This is a genomic window from Pararhizobium sp. P1_E7, from assembly GCF_056405855.1.
In genome coordinates this window covers 97671-123138 of record NZ_JBFUBH010000005.1, presented here as the reverse complement: position 1 = coordinate 123138, position 25468 = coordinate 97671, and the positions used below count along the sequence as shown (strand labels likewise).

Annotated in this window: 21 protein-coding genes and 1 riboswitch; of the genes, 10 read left to right on the top strand and 11 right to left on the bottom strand. The window is 60.5% G+C overall.

What is annotated here, in order from left to right; translation table 11 throughout:
* Nucleotides 1–77: 77 nt before the first annotated feature.
* Complete coding sequence (locus tag AC1D17_RS07875; protein ID WP_477564850.1) at nt 78–911, bottom strand: ABC transporter ATP-binding protein; 834 nt, start codon at nt 909–911, stop codon at nt 78–80.
* Between the two features lie 17 nt (nt 912–928).
* Nucleotides 929–2071: an MlaE family ABC transporter permease gene (locus tag AC1D17_RS07870; RefSeq protein WP_477564849.1), complete on the bottom strand. Its 1143-nt coding sequence runs from the start codon at nt 2069–2071 to the stop codon at nt 929–931.
* A 139-nt stretch (nt 2072–2210) separates the two neighbouring features.
* Between AC1D17_RS07870 and dgcA the strand changes: the two genes are divergently transcribed.
* Nucleotides 2211–3194: an N-acetyl-D-Glu racemase DgcA gene (gene dgcA, locus AC1D17_RS07865; RefSeq protein ID WP_477564848.1), complete on the top strand. Its 984-nt coding sequence runs from the start codon at nt 2211–2213 to the stop codon at nt 3192–3194.
* Here the strand turns inward: dgcA and AC1D17_RS07860 are convergent.
* Nucleotides 3146–4366, bottom strand: coding sequence for an MFS transporter (locus tag AC1D17_RS07860; RefSeq protein WP_477564847.1), 1221 nt, complete (start codon nt 4364–4366; stop codon nt 3146–3148). The genes dgcA and AC1D17_RS07860 overlap by 49 nt on opposite strands.
* Before the next feature lie 93 nt (nt 4367–4459).
* The gene (locus AC1D17_RS07855; RefSeq protein WP_477564846.1) at nt 4460–5305 is read right to left on the bottom strand and encodes a UDP-2,3-diacylglucosamine diphosphatase; all 846 of its coding nucleotides are present in this window, start codon (nt 5303–5305) and stop codon (nt 4460–4462) included.
* 193 nt (nt 5306–5498) lie between these two features.
* Here AC1D17_RS07855 and AC1D17_RS07850 point away from each other — a divergent pair, with 193 nt between their 5' ends.
* The 4 genes from AC1D17_RS07850 to AC1D17_RS07835 all read left to right on the top strand — a co-directional run bounded on the left by AC1D17_RS07850 (nt 5499) and on the right by AC1D17_RS07835 (nt 10892).
* Nucleotides 5499–7811 (top strand): NADP-dependent malic enzyme, encoded by a 2313-nt coding sequence (locus tag AC1D17_RS07850; RefSeq protein ID WP_477564845.1) that lies wholly within the window; start codon nt 5499–5501, stop codon nt 7809–7811.
* A 173-nt stretch (nt 7812–7984) separates the two neighbouring features.
* Nucleotides 7985–8722 carry a LuxR C-terminal-related transcriptional regulator gene (locus AC1D17_RS07845; RefSeq protein ID WP_477564844.1) on the top strand — a complete coding sequence of 246 codons (738 nt, stop codon included), beginning with the start codon at nt 7985–7987 and terminating at the stop codon, nt 8720–8722.
* Nucleotides 8723–8921: 199 nt separating this feature from the next.
* Nucleotides 8922–9566, top strand: coding sequence for an acyl-homoserine-lactone synthase (locus AC1D17_RS07840; RefSeq protein ID WP_477564843.1), 645 nt, complete (start codon nt 8922–8924; stop codon nt 9564–9566).
* Nucleotides 9567–9770: 204 nt separating this feature from the next.
* Entirely contained in the window at nt 9771–10892 is a 1122-nt protein-coding gene (locus tag AC1D17_RS07835; protein ID WP_477564842.1) for a DUF2865 domain-containing protein, read from the top strand.
* Between the two features lie 31 nt (nt 10893–10923).
* On the opposite strand, the gene bluB is transcribed toward AC1D17_RS07835, so the two are convergent.
* The 3 genes from bluB to AC1D17_RS07820 form a co-directional block, all read right to left on the bottom strand.
* Complete coding sequence (gene bluB / locus AC1D17_RS07830) at nt 10924–11616, bottom strand: 5,6-dimethylbenzimidazole synthase (RefSeq protein WP_477564841.1); 693 nt, start codon at nt 11614–11616, stop codon at nt 10924–10926.
* Between the two features lie 44 nt (nt 11617–11660).
* Nucleotides 11661–11873, bottom strand: a riboswitch (cobalamin riboswitch).
* A gap of 41 nt (nt 11874–11914) precedes the next feature.
* On the bottom strand, nt 11915–12751 hold the full coding sequence (locus AC1D17_RS07825) for an SDR family oxidoreductase (protein WP_477564840.1): 837 nt from the start codon (nt 12749–12751) through the stop codon (nt 11915–11917).
* Nucleotides 12752–12840: 89 nt separating this feature from the next.
* A complete protein-coding gene (locus AC1D17_RS07820; RefSeq protein ID WP_477564839.1) occupies nt 12841–14034 on the bottom strand; it encodes a phytanoyl-CoA dioxygenase family protein in 1194 nt (397 codons plus the stop codon).
* Between the two features lie 104 nt (nt 14035–14138).
* Here AC1D17_RS07820 and AC1D17_RS07815 point away from each other — a divergent pair, with 104 nt between their 5' ends.
* A complete protein-coding gene (locus tag AC1D17_RS07815) occupies nt 14139–15167 on the top strand; it encodes a LacI family DNA-binding transcriptional regulator (RefSeq protein WP_477564982.1) in 1029 nt (342 codons plus the stop codon).
* On the opposite strand, the gene AC1D17_RS07810 is transcribed toward AC1D17_RS07815, so the two are convergent.
* The 4 genes from AC1D17_RS07810 to AC1D17_RS07795 all read right to left on the bottom strand — a co-directional run bounded on the left by AC1D17_RS07810 (nt 15168) and on the right by AC1D17_RS07795 (nt 20189).
* Entirely contained in the window at nt 15168–16670 is a 1503-nt protein-coding gene (locus AC1D17_RS07810; RefSeq protein ID WP_477564838.1) for a diguanylate cyclase domain-containing protein, read from the bottom strand.
* A gap of 115 nt (nt 16671–16785) precedes the next feature.
* Complete coding sequence (locus tag AC1D17_RS07805; RefSeq protein WP_477564837.1) at nt 16786–17550, bottom strand: NYN domain-containing protein; 765 nt, start codon at nt 17548–17550, stop codon at nt 16786–16788.
* Nucleotides 17551–17659: 109 nt separating this feature from the next.
* The gene (locus tag AC1D17_RS07800; protein ID WP_477564836.1) at nt 17660–18487 is read right to left on the bottom strand and encodes a TolB family protein; all 828 of its coding nucleotides are present in this window, start codon (nt 18485–18487) and stop codon (nt 17660–17662) included.
* Nucleotides 18488–18509: 22 nt separating this feature from the next.
* Nucleotides 18510–20189 carry an NAD+ synthase gene (locus AC1D17_RS07795; protein ID WP_477564835.1) on the bottom strand — a complete coding sequence of 560 codons (1680 nt, stop codon included), beginning with the start codon at nt 20187–20189 and terminating at the stop codon, nt 18510–18512.
* Between the two features lie 352 nt (nt 20190–20541).
* Here AC1D17_RS07795 and AC1D17_RS07790 point away from each other — a divergent pair, with 352 nt between their 5' ends.
* From AC1D17_RS07790 to AC1D17_RS07775, 4 genes are all read left to right on the top strand, one after another.
* Nucleotides 20542–22413 carry an LTA synthase family protein gene (locus AC1D17_RS07790; RefSeq protein WP_477564981.1) on the top strand — a complete coding sequence of 624 codons (1872 nt, stop codon included), beginning with the start codon at nt 20542–20544 and terminating at the stop codon, nt 22411–22413.
* A gap of 136 nt (nt 22414–22549) precedes the next feature.
* Nucleotides 22550–23101, top strand: a complete 552-nt coding sequence (locus AC1D17_RS07785) for a DUF1003 domain-containing protein (RefSeq protein ID WP_477564834.1) — start codon at nt 22550–22552, stop codon at nt 23099–23101.
* Between the two features lie 209 nt (nt 23102–23310).
* Nucleotides 23311–23733: a TadE/TadG family type IV pilus assembly protein gene (locus AC1D17_RS07780; RefSeq protein ID WP_477564833.1), complete on the top strand. Its 423-nt coding sequence runs from the start codon at nt 23311–23313 to the stop codon at nt 23731–23733.
* A complete protein-coding gene (locus AC1D17_RS07775; protein ID WP_477564832.1) occupies nt 23733–25466 on the top strand; it encodes a pilus assembly protein TadG-related protein in 1734 nt (577 codons plus the stop codon). Before AC1D17_RS07780 ends, AC1D17_RS07775 begins: the two co-directional genes overlap by 1 nt.
* Nucleotides 25467–25468 lie beyond the last annotated feature (2 nt).

The window sequence follows — 25468 nt, the reverse complement described above, 5'->3', positions numbered from 1 at the left end:
AGTTAATAAGTCGGCTTCAACTAATAAGTCGGGCTTCAATCAAATCCTGCGTGCAGCGCCTGAGCAGCGAAACGCCGTCAGGGAGCCGCCTTTTCGTCTTCGCGAACGATTGAACGCGCGCGCTTGCCCTGGAAATAGGACTTCACCCATTCATCGTCGCAGGCGAGCATGTCCTCGATCGTGCCTTCGACCAGAACCTTCTTCTTGCCGAGCACGGCAATCCGGTCACAGACCGAAAACAGGCTGTCGAGGTCGTGAGTCACCATATACACGGTCAACCCAAGGGTGTCGCGCAGTTTGGCGATCAGGTTATCGAACTCCGAAGCCCCGATCGGGTCGAGCCCGGAGGTCGGCTCATCGAGAAAGACAAGGTCCGGATCGAGCGCCAGCGCCCGCGCCAAAGCCGCCCGCTTGATCATGCCGCCGGACAATTCGGAGGGAAACTTATCGGCCGCTTCAGGCGCCAACCCGACCATGTCGATCTTCAGCCGTGCGAGATCATCCATCAGCTCCTGCGGCAGGTTGAGATATTCCCGCATCGGCACCTGGATGTTTTCCTTGACCGTCAAAGAGGAAAACAGCGCGCCGTGCTGGAACAGCACGCCAAGCCGCATATCCAGCGCCATGCGCTCTTCTTCGCTGACCGCGTCATATTCGACGCCGAGAATCTCGATCGAGCCCGACCGGCGCGGCAAAAGGCGCAGCACCGTGCGCATCAGCACGGATTTTCCGGTGCCGGACGCGCCGACGAAACCGAGAATCTCGCCGCGATAGATATCGAGGTTGAGCTTGTCGAGAACGATGTTGGAGCCGAAACCGACCGTCAGGTCCTTCACCGACAGGACGACCTCCGTGCCGTTTTCGCCGGCCTTCTTGTCCGCGCCCGCTGTCACGTCTTGCCTCGGATCCACCGGCAAATCCTCTTCCATCAGAAATCGATCGACGCGTAGAAAATCGCAAACAGGCCATCGACGAGAATGACCACGAAGATCGACTTCACCACCGACTGGGTCACATGCTTGCCAAGCGATTCGGCACTGCCGCCGACTTTCAGACCTTCGACGGCGGCAACGACGCCGATGATCAGCGCCATGAACGGCGCCTTGATCATACCGGCCAGGACCGAGGAAAAATCCACCGCCTCCTGCAGCCGCGCCAGGAACGTCGCAAAGGTAATGCCGGAATAGCTCCAGGCCACGACGGCAGCCCCCGTCAGGGCGGCAAAATTGGCGATGATGGTCAACAGCGGCAGCGCCACCGTCAATGCGACAAGCCTTGGAAACACCAGAACGCCGATCGGGCTCAGCCCCATCACCTTCAGCGCATCGATCTCCTCGCGCATCTTCATCGAGCCGATCTCGGCCGTGATCGCACTGCCGGAACGGCCGGCGATCATGATTGCGGTCAGCAGAACCCCGATTTCGCGCAATTGCAAAATGCCGACCAGATCGACGACGAACAGCTCGGCGCCGAAATAGCGCAGCTGGAACGCGCCCTGCTGGGCAATGATCGCACCGATGAGGAACGACATCAAAAGGATGATCGGCACCGCCTGCACGCCCATGCGATCGATCTGATTGACGATCGCCGCCGGCGACACGCCGCTATGGCGGCCGAGCTTCAATTGCGCGCCGCGCACGGCGGACCCAAGAATGAACATCGCCGCGACGGTGTCCTCCCAGGCGGAGACCACGGCATTGCCGATCGGCGTGAATAACCGGACGAAAAGAGAGCCGGATTTCTTTTCGTCGTCGGCCGGCTCGGGCAACTCCTGCGGCAAGGCGTTCAAAAGTTCGAGATAACGCGGCTTGTCGCTCGTCAGCTTCGCATCGCCGATTTGCGTCATGAAACGGCGAATGACCCAGGCGCCAGCCGTATCCATGGCGGTGATCTCGCTCAGATCGACCGCGCCCGCCTTGCCGCGCTTGGCTGCGAGCTCATTCAGCTTCGGCGTGCCGAGGTGAATGGATACGCTGCGCCAATCGCCGCTAAAACGATAAGTCCGGGTACCGCCATCCGCAGCTTCGTCAAGCTGCACGTCGGTGTCGGTTTTCACTTGGGAACGCGTCACGTCTGTTGGGTCTTCCGGAGATGGCTGCATTTGATAAAACTCAGCGACTCATAGCCGCTTGAGCCCGGTCTGTCACCGATTGAAACGTTTCCGCGCCAAACGGTTGATGGCTGCGATATGGATGCCACAGGAGAATACCATGACCCGCCAGATGAAAACCGCCATCGAGCATTTTCCGATCGCCGGCAGTTTTACGATTTCGCGCGGCAGCAAGACCACCGCCTCCGTGGTCACCTGTCATCTTTCGGACGGTGGCTTTGCCGGCGTGGGCGAATGTGTTCCCTATGGACGCTACGGCGAAACCATCGACAGCGTGCTGGCCGGCATCGAGGCGATCCGGCCGCAGATCGAGGCAGGCATTGACCGCGAAGAATTGCGGCAAACGATGAAGGCCGGCGCGGCGCGCAACGCCGTTGATTGCGCGCTTTGGGATCTGGAGGCCAAGAAGACCGGACATCGCGCTTTCACGCTGACAGGACCGGCCGAGCCAGCGGCGCTGACCACCGCCTACACGATTTCGCTGGGTGAGCCGGAGGCCATGGCCGCGCAAACGGCGCAATATGCCCATCGGGCGCTTCTGAAGATCAAGGTCGGAACGGCTGACGACGCCTCGCGCATCCGCGCCGTCCGGGCTGCTGCACCAAGCAGTGCCATCATTCTGGATGCCAATGAAGGCTGGACGGAGGCCAATCTGGCCTATCACTTTGCAGTCTGCGCCGAATCGGGTGTCGCCCTGATCGAACAGCCCCTGCCCGCAGGACAGGACGGCCTGCTGGCGTCCGTTCTCCGCCCCGTCCCGGTCTGCGCCGATGAAAGCGTGCACAAGACCGAAGACCTGCCGAGCCTCGCGGGGCTCTACGACGCCGTCAATATCAAGCTCGACAAGACCGGCGGCCTGACCGAGGCGTTGCGCATGCGCGATGCGGCACGGGCACTGAACCTCAAGATCATGGTCGGCTGCATGGTCGGCACATCGCTTGGCATGGCGCCGGCGGTGCTTTTGGCGCAGGGCGCTGATTTCGTCGATCTCGACGGGCCGCTATTGCTGTCGCGCGACCGCGAGCCCGGCCTGCGCTATGACGATTCTCTGGTCTTCCCGCCTCTTCCGGCTCTTTGGGGCTGAAGATACCAGGCAGCAAACGCCGAACAGCACCCGACGAAGGCAACGACGGACATCGAATAGAAGCCGTGGACGCCGAACCAAGTGTAGAAATATCCGGATGTGAAGGTAAAAATCGCCGAGAACACGCCGGTATAGAAGAAGTAGAGCCCCTGGGCGGAGGATTCCTGTTCTTCAGGAACGCGCTGCACCAGAATGTTCTGCATGCCGGTGTGCATGATCGCATAGGTGAAGGCGTGGAAACATTGCAGGGCGAAATAGCCCCCAAAGCCGAGATCCATCGGAAAGATGATCCAGCGCACCACCGCAAGGACGCAGCCTGAAAAGATCATCGTCCACAGGCTGAACCGCCGGATGATCATCCTGGCGCAGAAGAACATCGCCACCTCGGCGGCGACCCCGGCACTCCACAGCAGGCCGATTTCAGTGCCGGTAAAACCGATATGCTGCCAGTAGATCGCCGAGAAGGCGAACAGCATCGCATGGCTGCCGTTGACCAGCGTCACGCCGATCAAAAGCAGTTGCAGATCGAGTTTGCGCAGCGCCTTTGGCGGCGGCTCCGTCAGCGTCGTCAGTGTCGAGGGCCGGCGTGGCCGCCCGACCCGCGGCGCGATGAAGGTCATGAGGATCATCAAGAGGAAACCGCCGGCCATGGCGGGCAGCACCATCGAGCCGCCGTAGAGGCCGATCATCACGCCGCCCAGCATCGTCGCCCCGATGAAGGCGACGGACCCCCAGACGCGCATGGTCGCATAGTCGTAGCCCCAGCGGCGCACGCCGGTCAGCGCAATCGCCTCGACGATCGGAACATAGGGCGAATAGACACCGCCCTGCAAAGCATAGATGATCAGGACGAACCAGAAACTGTGGGAAACGAACAGCGCCAGCGCCGTCAGCAGCGACAACACCGCCGACCAGATCAGAACTTCGGCGCGCTCGCCGATCCTGTCGGCCAGAAGTCCGACCAGCGGTGCCGTGATGACGCGCACGAACATCGGCACGGCAAGGATGATGCCGATTTCGAAATCGCTCAGCGACAACGTCGTCAGCCAGACCGGAAAATACGGCATGGCGAAACCGTTGACGACGAGAGGCGCGCAGAAGAGCAAGGCGATACGCGGCACGAAATAGGCCGGCGCTTCCTCGCGAAAGGGAGGCGGAGATGAGGGAATCATGGAAGGACCTGACAGTTGCGTCCATGATTTATCACGGCGCCGGAGTGCGGCGCTAGAAGCTAGATTTCCCTACTGTCTTCGACGTCGGCGGTTTTATGCCGCCTGTTGCGAAAGAACCCGGGCCATCATCACTTCGACCTCGGATGTGTCCTCACGCACGACGGGTGCTCCGCTCAACTGGCGCCAGGTAATCAGTTCCATCGTGCCGTCGTGATGCTCGGCAATGGCTGTGCAGCTCTCCACCCAGTCGCCGGTATTGATATAGCGGATGCCGCCGATATCCTCGATGACGGCGTGATGGATGTGGCCACAGATGACGCCGTCGGCATTTTCCCGTCGCGCTTCGTCGGCAACGACACGTTGGAACTCGCCGATGAAATTCACCGCGTGCTTGACCTGCAGCTTCGCCCAGGCCGAGAACGACCAGTAGGGCATGCCGAGGCGGCGGCGGATGGCCGACAGCCCGATATTGATGACGATCGCCATGTCGTAGGCCCAGTCGCCGAGATAGGCCAGCAGACGGGCATTGCGCACCACGACGTCGAACTCGTCGCCATGCAGCACAAGATATTTGCGGCCATCGGCAGCCTCGTGCATGTGGCGCTGGGCAACCTCGATACCGCCGAAATGCACGCCCGGAAAATCGCGCATGAACTCGTCGTGATTGCCTGGAATGTAGATGATGCGGCTGCCCTTGCGCGCTTTGCGCAACAGCTTCTGGACGACATCGTTGCAAGCCTGCGGCCAGTACCAGCTGCGCTTCAATCGCCAGCCGTCGACGATATCGCCGACCAGAATGATCGTCTCCGCCTCGGTGACACGCAGGAAATCGAGGAGGTAGTCGGTCTTCGCGGCCTTCGATCCCAGATGAACGTCGGAAATGAACAGGGTCCTGAAACGCTGGGGTTCTTGCTCTTTCTCGGTCATGCTGCCTCGCAACGGTCTATCGTGCCTCTCTTAAGAGCCTTCAAAAACAGACTCTTGTTTCAGGAGAATGACAGCCTGTGGAACGAGCCGCGGTCCCGGCGAAACACCTGTTCCCGAAAACCGGTGATAAACGCCCGTTTCGAAACTGTACGCAACCGCCGTTTCATGCAAAAAGAGCCGCGACGAACACGTAGGGAATAAGAAAATGAGCACCGGCGACAAGGCCAAGACACCAGCGGCTCCAGCAAGCGGCGACCTCGATGAGCAGGCGCTGTTCTTCCACCGTTATCCACGCCCCGGCAAGCTCGAGATCCAGCCGACCAAGCCGCTCGGCAACCAGCGCGACCTGGCGCTCGCCTATTCTCCGGGCGTTGCAGCCCCCTGCCTTGCCATCCGCGACGATCCATCGACCGCCGCCGACTACACGGCGCGCGCCAATCTTGTCGCGGTCGTTTCGAACGGCACGGCGGTGCTCGGGCTTGGCAATATCGGTCCGCTTGCATCCAAGCCGGTCATGGAAGGCAAGGCCGTCCTGTTCAAGAAATTCGCAGGGATCGACGTCTTCGATATCGAGATCGATGCGCCCGAGATCGACCAGATGGTCAATGTCATCGCAGCGCTGGAACCCACCTTCGGCGGCATCAACCTGGAAGACATCAAGGCGCCGGAGTGCTTCGAGGTCGAACGCCGGTTGCGCGAGAAGATGGACATTCCGGTTTTCCATGACGACCAGCACGGAACCGCGATCATCGTCGCCGCCGCCATCCTCAACGGCCTCGAACTCGCCGGCAAGGACATCGCCAAGGCAAAGATCGTCACGTCGGGCGCCGGTGCTGCCGCACTCGCCTGCCTCAATCTTCTGGTGACGCTCGGTGCGCGGCGCGAAAACATCTGGGTCCACGATCTCGAAGGCCTCGTCTATGCCGGCCGCGAAGTGCTGATGGACGAGTGGAAGTCGATCTATGCGCAGGACAGCGAAAACCGCGTTCTGGCCGACAGCATTGCCGGTGCCGATGTCTTCCTCGGCCTTTCGGCCGCAGGCGTTCTGAAGCCCGAGCTTTTGGTGCAGATGGCGGAAAAGCCGCTGATCATGGCGCTCGCCAACCCCAATCCCGAAATCATGCCGGAAGTGGCGCGCGCTGCCCGCCCCGACGCGATGATCTGCACCGGCCGTTCGGACTTTCCCAACCAGGTCAACAACGTTCTTTGCTTCCCCTATATCTTCCGCGGCGCGCTCGACTGCAGTGCCCGCACGATCAACGAGGAAATGAAGATGGCGGCCGTGCGCGCCATCGCAGCCCTCGCCCGCGAAGAGCCGTCGGATGTTGCTGCCCGTGCCTATTCCGGCGAGACACCGGTTTTCGGCCCGGACTACCTGATCCCCTCGCCGTTCGATCAGCGCCTGATCCTGCGCATTGCGCCGGCCGTTGCCAAGGCGGCCGCCGACAGCGGCGTCGCCAACCGGCCGATTGCCGATTTCGACGCCTATCTCGACCAGCTCAACCGCTTCGTCTTCCGCTCCGGCTTCATCATGAAGCCGATCTTCGCCGCCGCCAAGAATGCCCAGAAGAACCGGGTGATCTTCTCCGAAGGCGAGGATGAGCGCGTGCTGCGCGCCGCCCAGGTGCTGCTCGAAGACGGCACGGCCCGCCCGATCCTGATCGGCCGTCCTCACATCATCGAGACGCGACTGAAGCGCTACGGCCTGCGCATTCGCCCGGACGTGGACTTCGAAGTGGTCAACCCGGAAGGCGATCCGCGCTTCCGCGATTATGTCGATGACTATTTCGCACTGGTCGGCCGCCTCGGCGTCATCCCGGAAGCTGCCCGTACCATCGTCCGTACCAACCAGACCGTCATCGGCGCGCTCGCTGTCCGGCGCGGTGAAGCCGATGCGCTGATCTGCGGTGTCGAAGGCCGCTACAGCGCCCATCTGCGGGCCGTTTCCCAGATCATCGGCAAGCGCGAGGGCGTCCTGGATTTCTCGGCGCTCAGCCTGCTGATCTCGCAGCGCGGCGCCACCTTCCTCACCGATACCTATGTGACCTTCGATCCGACGGCCGAGGAAATCGCCCAGAAGACGGTGATGGCCGCGCAGGAAATCCGCCGCTTCGGTATTACGCCGCGTGCAGCCCTCGTGTCGCATTCGAATTTCGGATCGCGGGATTCGGAAAGCGCCTTCAAGATGCGCAAGGCGATGCAGATCGTCCGGGAACTGGAGCCGGATCTCGAAGCGGACGGCGAAATGCACGGCGATTCCGCCATTTCGGAAATTCTGCGCAAGCGGGTGATGCCCGATAGTACGCTGGCCGGTGAAGCCAATCTGCTGGTCTTCCCCAATCTTGACGCCGCCAACATCACGCTCGGCGTGGTCAAGACGATGACCGACAGCCTGCATGTGGGGCCGATCCTGCTCGGAACAGCCCTGCCCGCGCATATCCTGTCGCCATCGGTGACATCGCGCGGCGTCGTCAACATGGCAGCGCTGGCTGTGGTGGAAGCCTCATACCCGGCTTGATTCGAACCAGATTGAGTCGGTCGAGTCCCGGCTCAATCTGGTTATAATTTTGCTCAAAATTACAATTTAAAATTGTAAAATTTAGGAAATTTCTGTTAACCAAAGATTGCGCTAGACAAACATTAAAAACAGTTATCATGGTAAATTCCCTTAAATAACAGGGTATTTGCAACATGACTGACCAACAGGCATTCTTTGACCTGCTGGACATTATGGAAAACGAGAAACTCGTTGAAGCAAAACGGTTTTTCGCCCTGATGCGCAGCACATTCAGCATTGCAAATCTGCTTTACGCCGATGTCGACATTCTGGCGACGGGCTTCGCGTTTCACCGGCTACATTATACCTTCAGCGGTTGTGCGGTGAGAACCTATCTCGATGAAGGATTTTACCGGATCGATCCTGTCCTTCGGCTCACCATGGGCGGCATCCGGCCGGTGGACTGGGCGACCGCCCGCGAACTCCACCCCGAAAGCGAACCGCTCTTTTCCGCCGCTATGCGATTGGGGCTTGGCGTAGATGGCGTCACGCTGCCACTTGCGACCCCCACACGCCGCCTGGCCTTTTTGGCAATCCATGCCGATGTCTCGGCTGAAGAGTGGCCGGCCTACCGGCGCAACCATCTGCGCGACTTTCAACTGCTGGCCAACCTCTTCCATGCCTCCCTCCTGGAAAACGACAACCGGATCGAGCTTTCGCAGCAGGGCGCCAAGACGTTGACCCATCGTGAGACAGAAGTGCTCGGCTGGACCGCAGCGGGAAAGAGCTATTGGGAGATCGGCACGATCCTCGGCATTTCCGAACGCACCGTTCGTTTCTTCATGACCAACGCCCGCCGCAAGTTGAATGTCGTCTCCAACACGCAGGCCGTCGCCCAGGCCGTGCGGCGTGATCTCATCCAGACATTCTGATTTCCCCCCGGGCAAGGCTCCGGTTCAGCAATCACACCACCTTCCCCCGCAAGTGCTTCCTTTGACAGGACGTCCTCTCGGACGTCCTGTCAAAGGAAGCACAGTCCGCGTGCATTCGAAACCTGTCACTACCGACAGTTACGACAACAGAAGATCCCTGACAGCATTTGCTCCTCGCCTACGAACACAGGAGCAGACAATGATCAGGATTTTCAACCGCAACACCGGCAAACTGCATCCCCGCGATATCGACGCCATGTTCCAGCTGCGCAAGCGCGTCTTTCACGATGTGCTGAAATGGGACGTATCGGTTCGCGGCGACTGGGAGATCGATCATTATGACGACGCCAATCCGCTCTACGTGCTGTCCTATTCGGACCAGACGGGGCGTCTGCGCGGCGCGCTGCGGCTGTTGCCGACGCTTGGGCCGAACATGCTGGATGATACGTTTCCGATCCTGCTCGGCGGCAATCCGCAGGTGCGCAGCGCCACCGTCTGGGAATCCAGCCGCTTCTGCATCGATCCGGCCATCTCGCAGGATCGCGGTTCCAATCAGGTGACCATCGCCGCAGCAGAACTGATGTGCGGTGTCGGAGAGCTCGGCCTGTCATCCGGTCTCAGCCATATCGTCACCGTCACCGACGTCTTTCTGGAGCGCATGTTCCGGCGGATGGGCTGCCCTGGCGAACGCATCGGCGAACCGCAGCGCATCGGCTCCGTCTACGCCGTTGCCGTAGCCTGGGAGGTCACGCCCGATCTTTTGGAGACGATGAAGGCTGTCGCCGAGATCGACGGATCGGTGCTGGAGCGGCCAATGTCCCTGGAAACCGCCCGGGCGGCTTAATGGTCTCTATCGTCGAGACTTGATATAATTGCCTTGCGCCGGGAGAGCCGCCGATTGTGGCTCTCCCGCCTCGCCCGGCATGATTCTCCCGCATCGCATTAACGCTGGCGCACGGACTGCGTTGCGCCACCTTCGAATGGCGCTATGATAGACCTAAAGTCAGAGTGCGCAGGATATTCCTTCGTACACGGCCAAGGTGCCGGTATGCTCAGGCGAGAGAAACACGTGATCCTCCGTTCGATATCCTTCGCGGCGCTGATAGCCCCGCTTCTTCTGGCCATGACGGCCACGGCCGGCGCCTCGGCGGTGTGCGAACGGCTGAATGCGCGCCTTGCCAGCCTGCCGAAAATCGTCGCCTCCAATGCCAATCTGCGCGACTACACCGGCGCGATCTCGCGCCAGAACCTGGATTTGCGCCAAGCCCGTAGCGATCTCAGGCGGATGGGATGCAGCTCAGACAGCGTCGTCATTGTCGGTGGGCCGAATGACGGAGCCTGCGAGAGCCTGGCTGCTGAAATCTCGCAGATGGAAATGGACCTCCAAACGCTGAAGGCACGCCGCCAGAACCTCGCAACGGGAGGCGACAGCCAGATCGCCCGGCGGCGGATCCTCGCCGCCCTCGACGTCAATCGCTGCTCTGAAGAACAGGATGAAGTCGTCAGCGCCGCCGTCGAGGAACCGGAAACCCGTCGCAATATCCTGAAGGACCTGCCGCCGATCAGCGAAGACTATCTCGATATGCGCGACAGCAATGACGTATCCGATTTCACAACGCCGGATGATGGCTTTGCGCCGAGCGACGATTACCCCGGCAGCCTGCGGACATTGTGCGTGCGCACCTGCGACGGGGCGTTCTTCCCGATCTCCTCAAATGCGTCCCCGGCCGATTTCCAGCGCGATGCCGAAGCCTGCCAGCGGCGGTGCCCGGGAGCGGAGACGGCGCTCTACTATCATGCGCTGGCGACCGAAGAGACCGACCAGATGGTCTCCGCAGCCACCGGCGAACCGTATGCCGATCTGCCGTCGGCTTTCGCCTACAAGACCCGCGACCTCAGCCAGCCCGGCCAGTGCGGCTGCTCTCCGGTCGGGCGCACGGCGACGCAACAGAGTACGCCGGACAACGGCAAGGGCGTTATCGAGTTTCGCACGCGCAATAAGGCTACCCCGGCTGAGGTGAAGAGCGCGATTGCGGACCGCCCCTACAATCCGCGGGACAGCAAGGTCCGCGTCGTCGGTCCGAGCTTCCTGCCTTCGCAGGAAACCTCGATCGACCTGAGGCATCCGGCCGGCCCCGGATACCAACAGCAACAGCAACAGACAAACTAGAGCGCTTCATCCTCAACCGGAAGCGCTCCAATCACTCCGCGGGGCTGACGCCCCAGGCATCGGCGAAGACGAGATCCTTGAGCGGCAACCGCTGGCGCCAGCCTTTGACCGCCAGTTCCGGCTCTGCATAAAGCGTATCGACATAGCCAAGGCACAGCCAGGCGATGATCTCGATAGGATCGGGAATACCGAGCACGGCCTTGATATCGCGCTCGTGGAAAATGCTGACCCAGCCGACGCCAACCCCTTCGGCCCGTGCGGCAAGCCACAGGTTCTGCACGGCGCAAACGGTAGAAAAGGCGTCCATGCGCGGATTGTGCGTCCGGCCGAGAACGACCTTTCCGGCACGCGCCGGATCGCAGGTGACGCAGATGCTGACCGGTGCCTTGCGGATACCTTCGAGCTTCAACGACCGGTATTTGTCCTGCGCCTCGCCCTCAAACATCAGCGCCGCTTCCTCATTGGCGCGCTGGAAGGCTTCAAAGACACGCGCACGCCTGTCCTCGTCGCGGACGACGATAAAATTCCAGGGTTGCATGAAGCCGACCGAAGGCGCGCTGTGGGCAGCGGCAAGCAGCCGCGCGATGACGTCGTCCGGCAAGGGTGCCGGCAGGAACTGGTCGCGCACGTCGCGGCGGGTTTCGATGGCGCGGTAGACGGCGGCGCGCTCGTCCGATGAAAATGCGTCCGCCCTCACAAGGCGGTCTTGCGGTTCAGCTTGCATCGTTTGATCCCCAACAATGCGAAACCTCCCGCCGTCCGCGCGGGTTTGGTCTATCTTGTCAGGCCGGTCTTCTGACTGCGGATCAACCGGCTTTGCCGCCTTCCCGGATCGCTTGAAGATCCAGTGGCAGAAATCTGAAATCATTCAGACTTTCATCTATGCAAAGCCGTCCCCGTCACAGCGCTGGGCACGTCCCGGACTTTCACCGGGTTCCCGATTCTCCCGTTTTCACGGGCACCTGAACAAACCGATATGGTCATAGCGGGCCGCCGATTGCAAGGCGGCCCGCGCGTTCTTGTCAGATGGCGGCGGCCGGATGCGGCGAGCCGTCATAGGCACCCCAGACCGATTGGTCGAAGCAGATCATCGATCCGGTCATCAGACCGGATTCCGCCGACGACAGATAGGCGCAGGCACGCGCCACCTCGGCCGGATCGACCAAGCGCCCAAAGGGCTGGCCAGCCGCCGCCTTTTCCAGCCAGTCGGCGGGCGATCCATGAAATTCGCGCTGGATGCGATCCTCCCCTTCGGATGCCATCCAGCCGATGTTCAGGCCATTGACGCGGATCCTGTTGCGCAACACCGCATAGGCGGTGTTCTTGGTCAGCGTTTCCAGCGCACCCTTGGAGGCGCAATAGGCGGAGATGAAAGGCTGCCCGGCCATCGCCGACATCGAACCGATATTGACGATGGTTCCCTCGATCTTCTCGCGGCGCATGACATTGATCGTTTCCTGCATCAGGAAGAACGGCGCACGCACATTGATGGCGAACATGCGATCAAACAGCTCCGGATTGGTGTCGAGGATCGTTCCACGGTCGGTAATTGCCGCAGCGTTGACCAGCGCATCGACCCGACCGAATTCTCTGTCACATGCCGCGACCACCTTGCGTGCATCCTCTGTCTTTTCGAGGTCAGCCTGGACATAGACAACCTTCGTTCCGGTCGCCTTGCCAATCTCGGCAGCCTTGGCCTCGCCCTTGGCGGCATTGCGGCCGCAGATCACGATGCCGGCAGCACCGCGCTTGGCAAACAGCGTCGCGATCGCCGCCCCCAGCCCTTGCGTCCCGCCGGTAACAATCGCCACCTTGCCGTCGAGCCGGCCATAGTCATTGCTCCCATTTTCACTGCTCATTGGGCTTTCCTCCATGTTCGATGTCGATTTTGTCAAAAGACCCCCGCCCGAAATTCGGGTGGGGGTTCGCAATGTTTCATTCGGCGCTGCTAGCTGAGTCTCCTGTCCGACTGCGCTGCGAGTGCTGCGGTAAACGCAGCCGCCTCCCAGCCGCCGGCAAGCGCTTCCTGCATCAGCTGGGCCTGCGTCTTCGGTGCAAGGCCGCCGACGGGAGGATCGCGGTCGAGATTGGTCGRAAAGGAGTACCCCTCGGCGCAGGATGCGATGGCGCACGCCGCCTGCGCGCCCGACAGGCGGCCATCGGCGAGCATGGCTTTCAAAGCCGGATAGAGCGTTGCGCTCATCCTTTCCCGATTGACCGTCTCCATCGCGCGGCCGAACGCGGACGACACCTGCAGCAGGTTGGCGACGCGCTTGATGTCTTGCGAGCGATTGGTTCCGGCGGCGTGGAAGAGCGCCGGGTTGAAAAACACCAGATCGCCCTTCGACAAGGGCAGCTGTACATGGTTGCGGTCGAAATACTCCCGGAATTCCGGGCGTTTCAAAGCCAGATAGCCGGGAACATAGGTCTGGCTGTAGGGCAGGAACAGCGTCGGCCCGCTTTCCAGCGGCATGTCGCAATGGGCAACGGCGCCCTGCAAGGTCAGTACCGGCGACAGCCGGTGGACATGGGCCGGAAACTGCTCGATCACTGCCGATGTCTGGAAGCCGAGATGGTAGTCCCGGTGGGCAGATTGGGCGGCGCCGCCCGGGTTGACCCGGTTGACCTGCGCCGTCATCTGGTAGCTCGGCCCGAGCCAGGCTTCGCTGACCAGCGCGATCAGAGCGTTGCCGTAATAGGCGGCAAAATTCTCCGGATCCCTCAGGCAGTGCTTTTCCAGCGAATTCCAGATGCGATCGTTGGCACCGGGCTTGGCAAAGTGGTCGCCACCGCCGGTATGAGTACGATGCTGCTCGTTGATGATCTCGTCGAAAATGCCGCTCGCCGCATCGATGACGTCAGTATTCTCAAAGGCGCGCTTAAGCACAATGACACCTGGCCCGCTGGCAAAGGCCTCACAGATTTCGGCAAGCACCGCCCGGCGTCCGTCTCCACTTGCGGCCGCCTTCAGCACGCTGGCGCCATCATAGATCAGCACGTTCTTCTCGACGGCCGCCGCATGCGGATAGTCGGCAAGCATGGTCGTGCGCTCCACCCCGGCGCGAAAATCGTCGAGATCACAGGCGGCCTCCGTCAGCCACACCCGGTCCGCGCGCTGCTTCAAGATATTGTCGCTCTTCATCCCAGATCCTCCCGCCGGATGCGCTTCGATACCGGCACTATACGCGGAGGAAAAAGCTGATATAGAGCAGAAACCCATCAAAAAACCATCAGGACGGAACGATGATGGCCCACGAATTTCTGGTCAAGGACATTGCGTTTCAGGCAGGCCTCAGCGCCGCCACGGTCGACCGTGTTCTAAACAGCCGGCCGGGTGTGCGCAAACAGACGGAGCTGCGCGTCCGCGCCGCAATTCGCGAGCTTGAAAAGCAGCAGGCCGGCGTCGAGATTCAGGGGCGAAAATTCAGCATCGACATCATTATGGAAGCGCCCGACCGCTTTACAGACACCGTTCGCGATGCCTTCGAAAGCGAGAGCCTGACATTCCTGCCGACGATCTTCCGCTCGCGCTTCCATTTCGCCGAACAGATGCGCCCGCAGGACATCGTCCAGCTGCTTGACCGCGTCCGTTTGCGCGGCACCGACGGGGTCGTGCTCAAGGCGCCCGATGTACCCGAGATCAGCCCGGCCGTGGCGCGGCTCGAACAGGCCGGCATCCCTGTCGTCACTCTGGTCACCGACCTGCCGAACGCCCCGCGGAGCGCCTATGCCGGCGCGGACAACAGGGCCGCCGGCGAAACGGCCGCCTACCTCATTGGCGAGCGCTTTGCCGGCCAGCCGGCGACGGTGCTTGCAACATTGTCGAGCAGCCGGTTTCGTGGGGAAGAAGAACGCGAGATCGGCTTTCGCCGCATATTGCGCCAACGCTATCCGTCGATCGGCATCGTTGAGATCAGCGAAGGCCTTGGCCGGGACGACGCAACCGGCGCGCTCGCAGCCGAGGCGCTGTCAAACCATCCGGGCATCAATGCCGTCTATTCGATCGGCGGCGGCAACCGGGCGGTCCTTGCCGCCTTTGCTGCGGCAGGCCGCGCCTGTGCGATCTTCGTGGCCCATGATCTCGATGCCGGGAACCTCGAACTGCTGCGCCATGGGCAGATCCATTTCGTCCTGCATCATGACTTGAAGACCGATGTGCGCACCGCGTTTCGGGCGGTGATGGGGCGAAGAGGCGCTTTGATCAGCCCGGGGGCTGCGCGCCTGTCGGCGGTGGAGGTCATCACCCCCTATAACATTCCGGCGCCCCAGCGCTGATCAGGCAGCCTGTTCGTTTTGCGGGAGATGATCCGCAACGGCAAGATCATCGGCGGTCTGAACGCGATTGCGGCCGCGACGCTTGGCCAGATACAGCGCCTGATCGGCCAATGGCACGATTTCACGGGCGATTTTTCCGTGTTCGGGGGCAAAAGCCACGCCGATGCTGCTGCCGACGCGAAGCGACTGTCCCTCGAACGGCACCGGCACCTGCGTTTCGACGAGCAGCGCGTCGGCAAGCGCCATGACATCCGGGCGCGACACCGTATGATCGAGAATGATGACGAATTCGTCGCCGCCGAGCCGGGCAACGACGCCACGATTGGCAACACGGGCGGCAAAGCGCGATGCAAGCGTCTTCAGCACGGCATCGCCGGCCGGATGACCATGGGTGTCGTTGACGGCCTTGAACTTGTCCAGATCGAGGCAAAGCAGCGAGAACGGCCGCTCCGTGACCTTGGCAAGCGACGCATGCAGGACATCGTCGAAACCGCTGCGGTTCAACAGGCCGGTCAGGCGGTCGTGCTTGGCAAGATGCCGGTTTTCCGCTTCGCTGGTCTGGAGAGCTGAAAACACCGCTCCAAACCGGGCCGCGATGAAGGCCATGATCAAAGAGCCCAGCATCGCAATGACGATCACGCTCGGCAGCGTCTCGGATCGAACGAAACTGCCCGGCGCCCGCGGCGTCCAGGCCGCGACCATGCAGGCAGGCTGGAAGCAATCGCTGATCGCGACCTGAATGGAGCCCTTCGGCACCTGGCGCAACGGTGCAAAGCCGAGATTGTTAATGTTGAGCCTGTCTTCCATATCGCGGACCATACGGCCGGTGAAAGGCTTGACGGTGATCATGAACACCGGTCTGCGCCGGCTGGCCGGAATGTCCAGCGTCCTGGGAACGACAGCCTGAACCACGACGATACTCATCTTGCCGTCGATCATCCGCAGGTCCGCGGCGTGGATGCCCGGTAGAGGCGCTGCCAGCGCATCCTTGTCCGTCTCCGTGGATCGCAGCGCCCAACCGGCCCCCTTGGCGACGAGTGCCGTCTCGTAAAGGTCGTTCGCCTTCTCGATGAGGTCATCGACCCATTTCAGGGTTCGCGCGCCCAGTTCAGGATCGACCTTCTGGCCGTTCTCCACGGCCAGCAACGTGCGGCTGGAAGCGTCGGCAAAGATCATCCAGGAAAAACCGAAATCCCTCCACAGCCAGCCAGTCAGCTCTTGCCGGACGAAAGCATCGGTGAAGGTTCTGTTGGCGAGCTGCGCGAAACTCTTGTCCCAATAGGACAGCTGGGCCTGATACTGGACGACGGCATCGACCTGATGCTGCATCTCGCTTTCGACCAGTTTTCGCTCGGCGGTCAGCCCGAACCGGTCGGCCTCGGTGACGGAACGGTCGAGCACGAAGGCAAGGCTTGCGACGATCAGGAAGGCAACCAGCGTGCAGGCTGCATGGATGCCCAGTACCGCCTTGCCCGACTTCCGCTTTGCCACCTTTGCCGCCATGCCCGCCTCAACTGGTCTTTTTCGCCGAACCAGCCCTCAAGGTTCACGCGTGGATTGAGGCAAAGACTAGCGGGAAAAGCGCAAGTTTCATTTAAACAAGCTGGTTGGAAATCCGTTAATTGCGGCGGCCCTCTAGCGCGGAAATGACGGTGATCCCGGGCCTTACACGCGCGAACATCCCTTTTTCACGCTGTTGTAAATCGAGTAACGGTTCCTGAAGAAGAATCTTTGTCAAAGTGCCAGAGCCATAAGACTTTGTCGTGAAATTTGGAGCAACCGCACGCAAAGCCTTTCCCAACCTGGCAATTGAAACCCATCCATTGTCCGTATCGGCACCAAGCGTTTTGATTGCCGCACTTACAAGAGACAGCAAGCCCTGCTCTTTGCCTGACTTCCCGGCGGGTTTCATTTGAGGTTTCGGCGTCGAGGCAACCGGAGCCGGAACATTGGCGGGCGGGACAACGATATGAAAGGCGTCGCAGCTTTGGCGAAACAATGCGGATGCCTGCTGGCCGCCGATGCCGACCACGAGCTTGCCGGCTCCGCGCAGATAGATGGCAAGCGGGGTAAAATCGCCATCCGAAGATACGAGGCAGAAAACATCAACTTTGTTGGCAAACAACAGTTCCACCGCGTCGATTGTCATGCGCATGTCGCTGAAATTCTTGCTCTTGATCGGGCTTGAAACCTGAATGGTGTCAACTGCATAGGGCACGGCAGCCTCAAGCCAGCTTGAGCCTCTCCCTTGGGCAAAATCGCCATAGGCGCGGCGCATTACCGTCGCCCCATGGGCGCCTGCTTCGCGTAGAACAGACGCGGCGAAATCTCCGGATACGTTTTCCGCGTCAATAAGCACCGCAACTCGGTGATGAACGGGCATTTCCCCTTCCCCTACTTTAGAAAACAATAGGAAAAGGAATGATTGTGCGCAAGATAAACAACAACCGCTGTTGCGTATTTTTGTATTGCGCTACTAAACGAAAATCCCGTCAGGGTGCCGGCTGATAGCGCACGAAGGCAAACTCCTTGCCATCGGGCGACCAGTTGGGAACGTTGATCGAGCCCTGCCCGCCGAACAGGCCGAACAGGATGCGGGCATTGCTGCCATCCGGTTCCATCAGCCGCAGCCGGACATTGAGGTCGCGCGGATGGTCGAAGACGTCGCCATCGTAGGAGATGACGAGCAGGTGCTTGCCATCGGGCGACGGATGCGGGAACCAGTCGCCGTATTCGCTGTCGGTAACGCGTGTGACATCGGAGCCATCGGGCCGGATGCGCCAGATCTGCATCTGGCCGGTCCGGCTGGAGTTGAAATAAATCCATTCTCCATCCGGGCTGTAGTCGGGCCCGTCATTGCGTCCCTCGCCGAAGGTCAGCCGCGTCTCATCACCGCCATCGACAGGGATGGTGTAGATATCGAAGACCTGGTCGCGGATGCCGCAATAGGCAAGCGTCTTTCCGTCCGGCGACCAGCCATGCCAATAGGACGGCCGGTTCTCAGTCACCTGCTTTGGCAGCCCGCCCGTCGCAGGAAGCGTATAAATGGTGGACGCGCCGAACTCGGTCTTGTCGCTGATGACGATGGTTTTGCCGTCGGGCGAGATGCCGTGATCATTGTTGCAGGTGCGTGCAAAGCCCGTGTCGATCAGCACCGGTTCGCCGCCGGAAAGCGGCAAGCGGTAGAGCAGGCCGTCACCGTTGATCACCAGCGACTGTCCATCGGGCGACCAGTTCGGAGCCTCGACCAGCTCATCCGTTTGCCAGACCACCCGGCTTTCACCGCTGGCAATCGTGTAGATTTCGACCGAGCTGCGCATCCTGCTTCTTCCTTTCCGAAAACTACCGGTCGCGGAACCGGTTGGTGATCGGATAGCGGCGGTCACGGCCAAAATTCTTCTGGGTTATCTTCACGCCCGGTGCCGATTGGCGGCGCTTGTATTCGGCGATGTAGAGCAGATGCTCGATCCGGTGCACCGTCGCCTCGTCGTGACCACGCGCCACGATCTCTTCGGTGCCCATCTCCTTCTCGACCAGGCATTCGAGGATATCGTCAAGCACCGGATAGGGCGGCAGCGAATCCTGGTCGGTCTGGTTCGGGCGAAGCTCGGCAGACGGCGCCTTGTCGATGATGTTCTTCGGGATGACTTCGCCCGACGGCCCGAGCGCGCCCGGCGGCACGGTGGTGTTGCGCCAGCGCGACAGCCCGTAGACCTGCATCTTGTAGAGATCCTTGATCGGATTGAAGCCGCCGTTCATGTCGCCATAGAGCGTCGCATAGCCAACCGACATTTCCGACTTGTTGCCGGTGGTGACAACCATCGAGCCGAACTTGTTGGACAGCGCCATCAGGATCGTGCCGCGTGTGCGGCTCTGCAGGTTTTCCTCGGTGATGCCGGATTCCGTTCCCTCGAACGTTTCCGAAAGCGCACTGAGGAAGCCCTGCACCGGCTCCTCGATCGGCACGATGTCGTAACGGCAGCCGAGCGCCTTGGCGCAATCCTCGGCGTCCTTGAACGAATCCGACGAGGTATAGCGATAAGGCAGCATCACCGTGCGCACCCGCTCCTCGCCCAGCGCATCGACAGCAAGGGCCGCGCAGATCGCCGAATCGATACCGCCGGAGAGCCCAAGCACAACGTTCTTGAAGCCGTTCTTGTTGACGTAGTCGCGAAAGCCCAGCATGCAGGCGCGGTAGTCGGCCTCCTCCTGTTGCGGCAGGCGCGACATCATCCCCTGTTCACAGACCCAGCCGTCGCCGTTTCTGCGCCACTCGGAGACGGAAAGGCTCTCCTCGAACTGGCTCATCTGGAAGGCCATGCTCTTGTCGGCATTGAAGGCGAAGCTGGCGCCGTCGAACACCAGTTCGTCCTGGCCGCCGAGCTGATTGGCGAAAATCAGCGGCAGACCGGTTTCGATCACCTGGCGAAGCACCACCTGATGACGGACATCGACCTTGCCGCGATAGTAGGGCGAGCCGTTCGGCACGAGCAGGATCTCCGCTCCGCTTTCCGCCAGCGTCTCGCAGATGCCGAGATCATTCCAGATTTCCTCGCAGATCGGGATGCCGATCCGCACGCCGCGGAAATTGACCGGCCCCGGCATGGCACCTTCGGTAAAGACCCGTTTCTCGTCGAATTCGCCGTAGTTCGGCAGATCGACCTTGTCGCGAAGGGCCAGAACCCGGCCTCCATCGAGAACGGCAACGGAGTTGTGGCGCCCCGCTTCGCCCTGCCGCGGATAACCGACGACGACACCCGGGCCGCCATCGGCGGTGTCGGCGGCGAGCGCATCGATCGCCTTCTGGCAGGCTTTGAGAAAAGCCGGCTTCAAAACCAGATCCTCCGGCGGATAGCCGGAAATGAACAGTTCGGTCAAAAGCAGAAGGTCGGCGCCGCTGCGCGCCGCGTCGGCGCGCGCTTCCCGGGCCTTGGCAAGATTGCCGGCAACGTCTCCCACAGTCGGGTTCAGCTGGGCAACCGCGATGCGGAACGTCGTGGAAATGGTCTTTTGCGCGGTCATGAACAGGCCTGTACTTGAGCTTGCTATCGCGGATGCCGGGGCATCCGGTGATGTGTTTATCGCATTTAGCCTCAAAATACCCCGTGCTTGCCCGCAAGTCAGAAAAAAATCAATTCAACAGAGGATTGCAGCGCCTGAGCGCTGGCTGAAAGCCGCTGCGCCGCTCCGTTTCCCCCTTGAAAGCACCATCGAAAAAAGACGGGGGAAAACGCCGCTTGAATTATTCATCCTCCGTTCAAGATGACATCTGTATGACATTAGGAAGACAGTTTTGTAAAAATTGGAGACGGCCTTGGCCAGTTTTGAATCGGCAGCAATCGCTGCCACCGCTTCCAGGTCCTATGGCCCGCAAATCGGTTTCGGCCACCGCCATGCCAAGGCGCTTTCCATTGCAAGACACCTCTCCCTGTCGCTGCTTTTGTCGATTACGCTGATCTTCTTCGTCGAATGGATCGCCCGCAATTCGGTCACGGAAGCAGCGCTGTTTTTCCTCGACCCGGCCCGCCCGGCCTGGACCACCGCCGGCGTGTTCTTTCTGCTGTTCCTGGCAATTGATGCGGCCTTCGCGCGCGAAAATTATGGCGTCATCCTGATTGCGCCGCTGGCGCTTGTGCCGGCGCTCGTCAGCCGCCAGAAGCAGATTTTCCTGTCCGATCCCCTTTATCCGACAGACTTCCTGTTCGGGCGCCAGATCATGGAACTGATGCCGGTTCTGGTCAGAGACCGGCCCTGGACAGCTGTCGGCATCGTTGCCGGCATGGTTGTCGCGGTCGTTGCCCTTGCCTGGCTTGCCCGGTTCGCCTGGCGGCGCTTTCCTGTGCTGACCCGCCGTCAACGCCTGACACGGCTCGCCGTCGCGCTGCCGCTGCTGGGCGCGTTCTACCACCTGATGGACTACAACAACTTCTCCTGGGTGCGCGATCGCCTGCAGGTCATTCCGATCATGTGGGACCAGACCGAAAACTACCGTCACAACGGCTTCACCATGGCGTTTGCGCTCAATCTGCCGATGGCCAACGTCACGGCGCCCGCAGGCTACATGTCGGAAGCCATCAACAAGATTCCGACCAAGCCGGTGCCGGCAGGCACGACCCATCGCGGCAAGCCCGACGTGATCGTGCTGATGAGCGAATCCTTCTGGGATCCGACCCGCCTGCCAAACGTCAAGCTGTCGCCCGATCCGATGCCGACCATCCGCGAAATGCAGTCCGGCAACGTGTTCTCGCCCGAGTTCGGCGGCATGACGGCCAATGTCGAATTCGAGGCGCTGACCGGCTTTTCGAACGCCTTCCTGCCCTATGGCAGCATTCCCTACCAGCAGTATATCCGCAACCCGATCCCGTCGCTTGCCACCTTCTTCCGTGGCGAAGGTTACGTTTCGCGTGCCGTTCATCCGTTCCAGAAATGGTTCTGGAACCGCAGCGCCGTCTACAAGGCCTTCGGCTTCGAGCAGTTCAGGTCGGAAGAGAATATGCCGGTGATGCAAAAGCGCGGCATCTTCGCATCGGATGAATCGCTGACCAAGGAAATCATCCGCCAGGCCGACCAGCTGCGCGATCCGTTCTTCTTCTTCACCGTCACGCTGCAGGGCCATGGTCCCTATGAGGCAAACCGCTACGCCAAGAACACCATCAAGGTCGAAGGCAATCTTCCCGCCGTCGACAAGCAGGTTCTCGAAACCTATGCACAAGGCATCAAGGAAGCCGACGACAGCCTGAAGATGCTGATGGACTGGGCCAAGGAGCGTGACCGCGAGACGATCATCGTATTGTTCGGCGATCATCTGCCGCCGCTCAACACGGTCTATCCGAATACCGGCTTCATGAACGACGTCACGGCGTCGCGCAAAGGTTCGCTCGAGCAGATGAAGGCGCAGCATGAAACACCGCTGGTCGTCTGGTCGAACAAGACCGGCCCGGTCAAGGATATCGGCACCATCAGCCCGGCCTTCCTCTCCTACCAGATCCTCAAGCAGGGCGGCTTCGAGCATCCCTACTACACAGGCTTCCTCGGCAACATCTTCGACAAATACCGCGTCATCGACCGCTACATGCTCGTCGATGACAAGGGCAAGGAAACGGCCGCCTGGGCACGGCAAAAGACGATCCCGCCGCGCATCCGCGACTATCGTTTCCTGCAGCACGACATGATGTTCGGCCAGCGCTTTGGCACGGAACGGTTCTTCCAGTCGCATGCGGATCTGTTCGCCGGCGCGGCGATGTAAAAAGAAGGGGGACGCCGGCGATCGGCGTTTCCGCAATTTACCGGCATGGGCCCATACCAAGTCTCGATAATAGAGATAGGTTTCTATCATCGAGACTCGGTATAAAACGGGCAACGTTATTTGACGGAGCCGGCCCATGTCTCACCTCGACGAAGTCTCCCACCTCCTGTTTGGCAAACCGAGCACTGAACTCGGCGACGTGGAACGCCATGTCCTGCGGCACGCCAAAGAACGCAAGATCCTGTCCCAGGACACCAACGCAGCCTTCATTGCCGGTCAATCCTTCGGTGACCGGACGGCAGACAGCATTGCCCGCATTGGCGGCTCCTGGGGTTTTATCGTCGCATTCCTCATCTTCCTCGCCGTCTGGGCCACCGCCAATACGGTTTTGCTGACACAAAATGCCTTCGACCCCTACCCCTTCATCTTCCTCAACCTGCTCTTGTCGATGATCGCAGCGCTGCAGGCGCCGATCATCATGATGTCGCAGAACCGGCAGGCAATGAAGGATCGTTTCGATGCCTCGAAGGACTACGAGGTCAATCTCAAATCCGAAGTCGAGCTGATTTCGCTGCATCACAAAATCGATACGGTGCTGCTGCGCGAAATCGCCGAACTGCGCACCGATGTCGGCCGATTGCAGGCGCTGCTTGCGCAATACAGGGACACAGGAAGCGCGCAGACCTGACTTTACCTGTGCCATTCCGGCTCTGACGCGGCCGCGTCAAGCGCAACCGAACGAATATGGCACAACCATAAATATAAGAAATACAACATTTAAACGCAGGAATGTAAAAGCCCATTTATTAGCGTATAGAAAAATTAACAAATGAAGCACACGATATAGGTGTAACAGGATCGATATATCGACCCGGTGCAAACCTGGGAGTGTGTTGTATGTCTTTTATGGCGCGGATGCGCAACAATACGGACGGTGCCGCAGCGCTGGAATTTGCGATCATCGCGCCGCTGTTCTTCCTGACCATTTTCACCATGATCGGCTACGGCATCTATCTGAGCGCCACGCACGCCATCCAGCAGATCGCCGCTGATGCGGCGCGAACCGCTGTGGCCGGACTTTCGGCGACGGAACGAAAGAGTCTCGCTAAATCGTTCATCCAGACATCGACGCTGGATTATGCCTTCATCAACAAGGCGAAACTCTCGGTCGATGTCGAGGACGATATCAGCAATCTGAACCAGTTTACCGTCACCATTGTCTACGACTCGAGCGAATTGCCGATCTGGAAACTGTTTTCCTTCGCGCTGCCCGATGAGGAAATCAAACGTTACGCAACAATCAGGCTGGGAGGTATTTGATGGCCCGCGAAGCTCTGAAACGACGCAATATTCTCACCAATACCTCGGGCAATATCGGTGTATCCGCAGCCCTTGTCCTGCCCCTCGTCGTGCTCTCACTCGGGCTGGGGATCGATTTTGGCTATCTGACGCTGCAGAAGCAGGAGATGCAGGGCATCGCCGACCTCACCGCCATCGTCGCGGCCTCGGACCTGCCCAATGTCGAGAATGCTGCGCGCAATCACTTCAAGACCAATGGCCTTCCCCTGGCGATTGCGACCAAGGACGGCTTGATCGATCCGGACGGAAAAGTCATCCAGAAAGACGTTGCCGCGATGAAGAACGGCATCGTCACGATCGTCAAGGGACGCTATGTCCCCGATCCGGCGCTCGCAACCGGTCAACGTTTCATCCCCAATGCCACGCCGGCGGATGCAGCCCAGGTCTCTGTCGAGAAGGAAGGCACGCTGCACCTTGCCGCCATGTTCAGCGCACCGCCGACGATGCGCGCCGTTGGCACGGCCGCCAGCACCAAGCTTGCAGCCTTCTCCATCGGTTCACGGCTGGCAAGCCTCAATGGCGGCATCCTCAATCAGCTGCTTGGCCAGATGCTCGGCACGACGATCTCCTTGAAGGTGATGGATTATCAGGCGCTGGTCGATGCGGATGTCGATGTTCAGCCCTTTCTCAAAAGCGTTGCCACCCGCCTGAGCCTGACGGCGGCGAGCTATGACGACGTCTTGAAGGCCAACCTGACCATGCCGCAACTGCTTGCCTCGATGCAGGCCGTTCACGGTATCTCCAGCACGGCGACGACGGCCCTCAAAGCGCTCGAAACGGCCACCAAGCTCAACAAGAAAACCTTCACCTTGTCGCAGATCCTCAACATCGATCCGAAAAAGGGATTGAAAGTCGATGCCGGGTCGAACTGGGCGATGAAGGTCAGCGCGCTCGACATCGTTTCGGCCGCAGCAGCACTTGCAAACGGCACCAACCAGATATCGCTGGCTGCAGTGGCCGGTCTTCCGGGCATTGCGTCGGCCAGCGTCAATCTTGCCATCGGCGAACCGCCGGTCTCAACACCGGCGCACAGGCTGGGCGCGCCCGGTTCGGCCGTTCGCACCGCTCAGACGCGGCTTGCCATCGAAGTGAATATCGATGGACTGTCCCTGCTTGCCGGTTTGCGGATCAAGCTGCCGATCTACATCGAAGTTGCCCACGCCGAAGGCAAGCTTGCCGATATTCGCTGCTACGGCGGTTCAACGACCAATGCCAGCGTCTCCATCGATGCCGTTCCGGGCGTTGCGGAGATCGCGATCGGAACGGTGAACCCTACCGTTTTGTCAAACTTCAGCGATGAGGCAAGGGTCGTAAAAGCGCGGATCCTCGACTCCCTGCTGGTCAAGATTGACGGTCTTGCTCATGTCGAAACACAGAACATGCAGCCGCAGAGACTGACGTTCAGCCCGTCCGAGGTCGCCGCGAACGCCGTCAAAAGCGTCTCGACCAAGGACATCCTGACCTCGACCACGCAGACCCTGCTCAACAATCTGGATGTCGATATCCAGGTGCTGTTCCTCTCACTCGGCAGTCCCAAGCTCGTTCAGGCGGCGCTCGCCCAGACATTGGGCGCGGTCACGCCGGCGATCGACACACTGATCTATAACCTGCTTCTCGCCGTCGGCGTGCGGGTCGGTGAAGCGGATGTTCGCGTGACCGGTGTCAACTGCCTGCAGCCGGTTCTGGTTCAATAAAC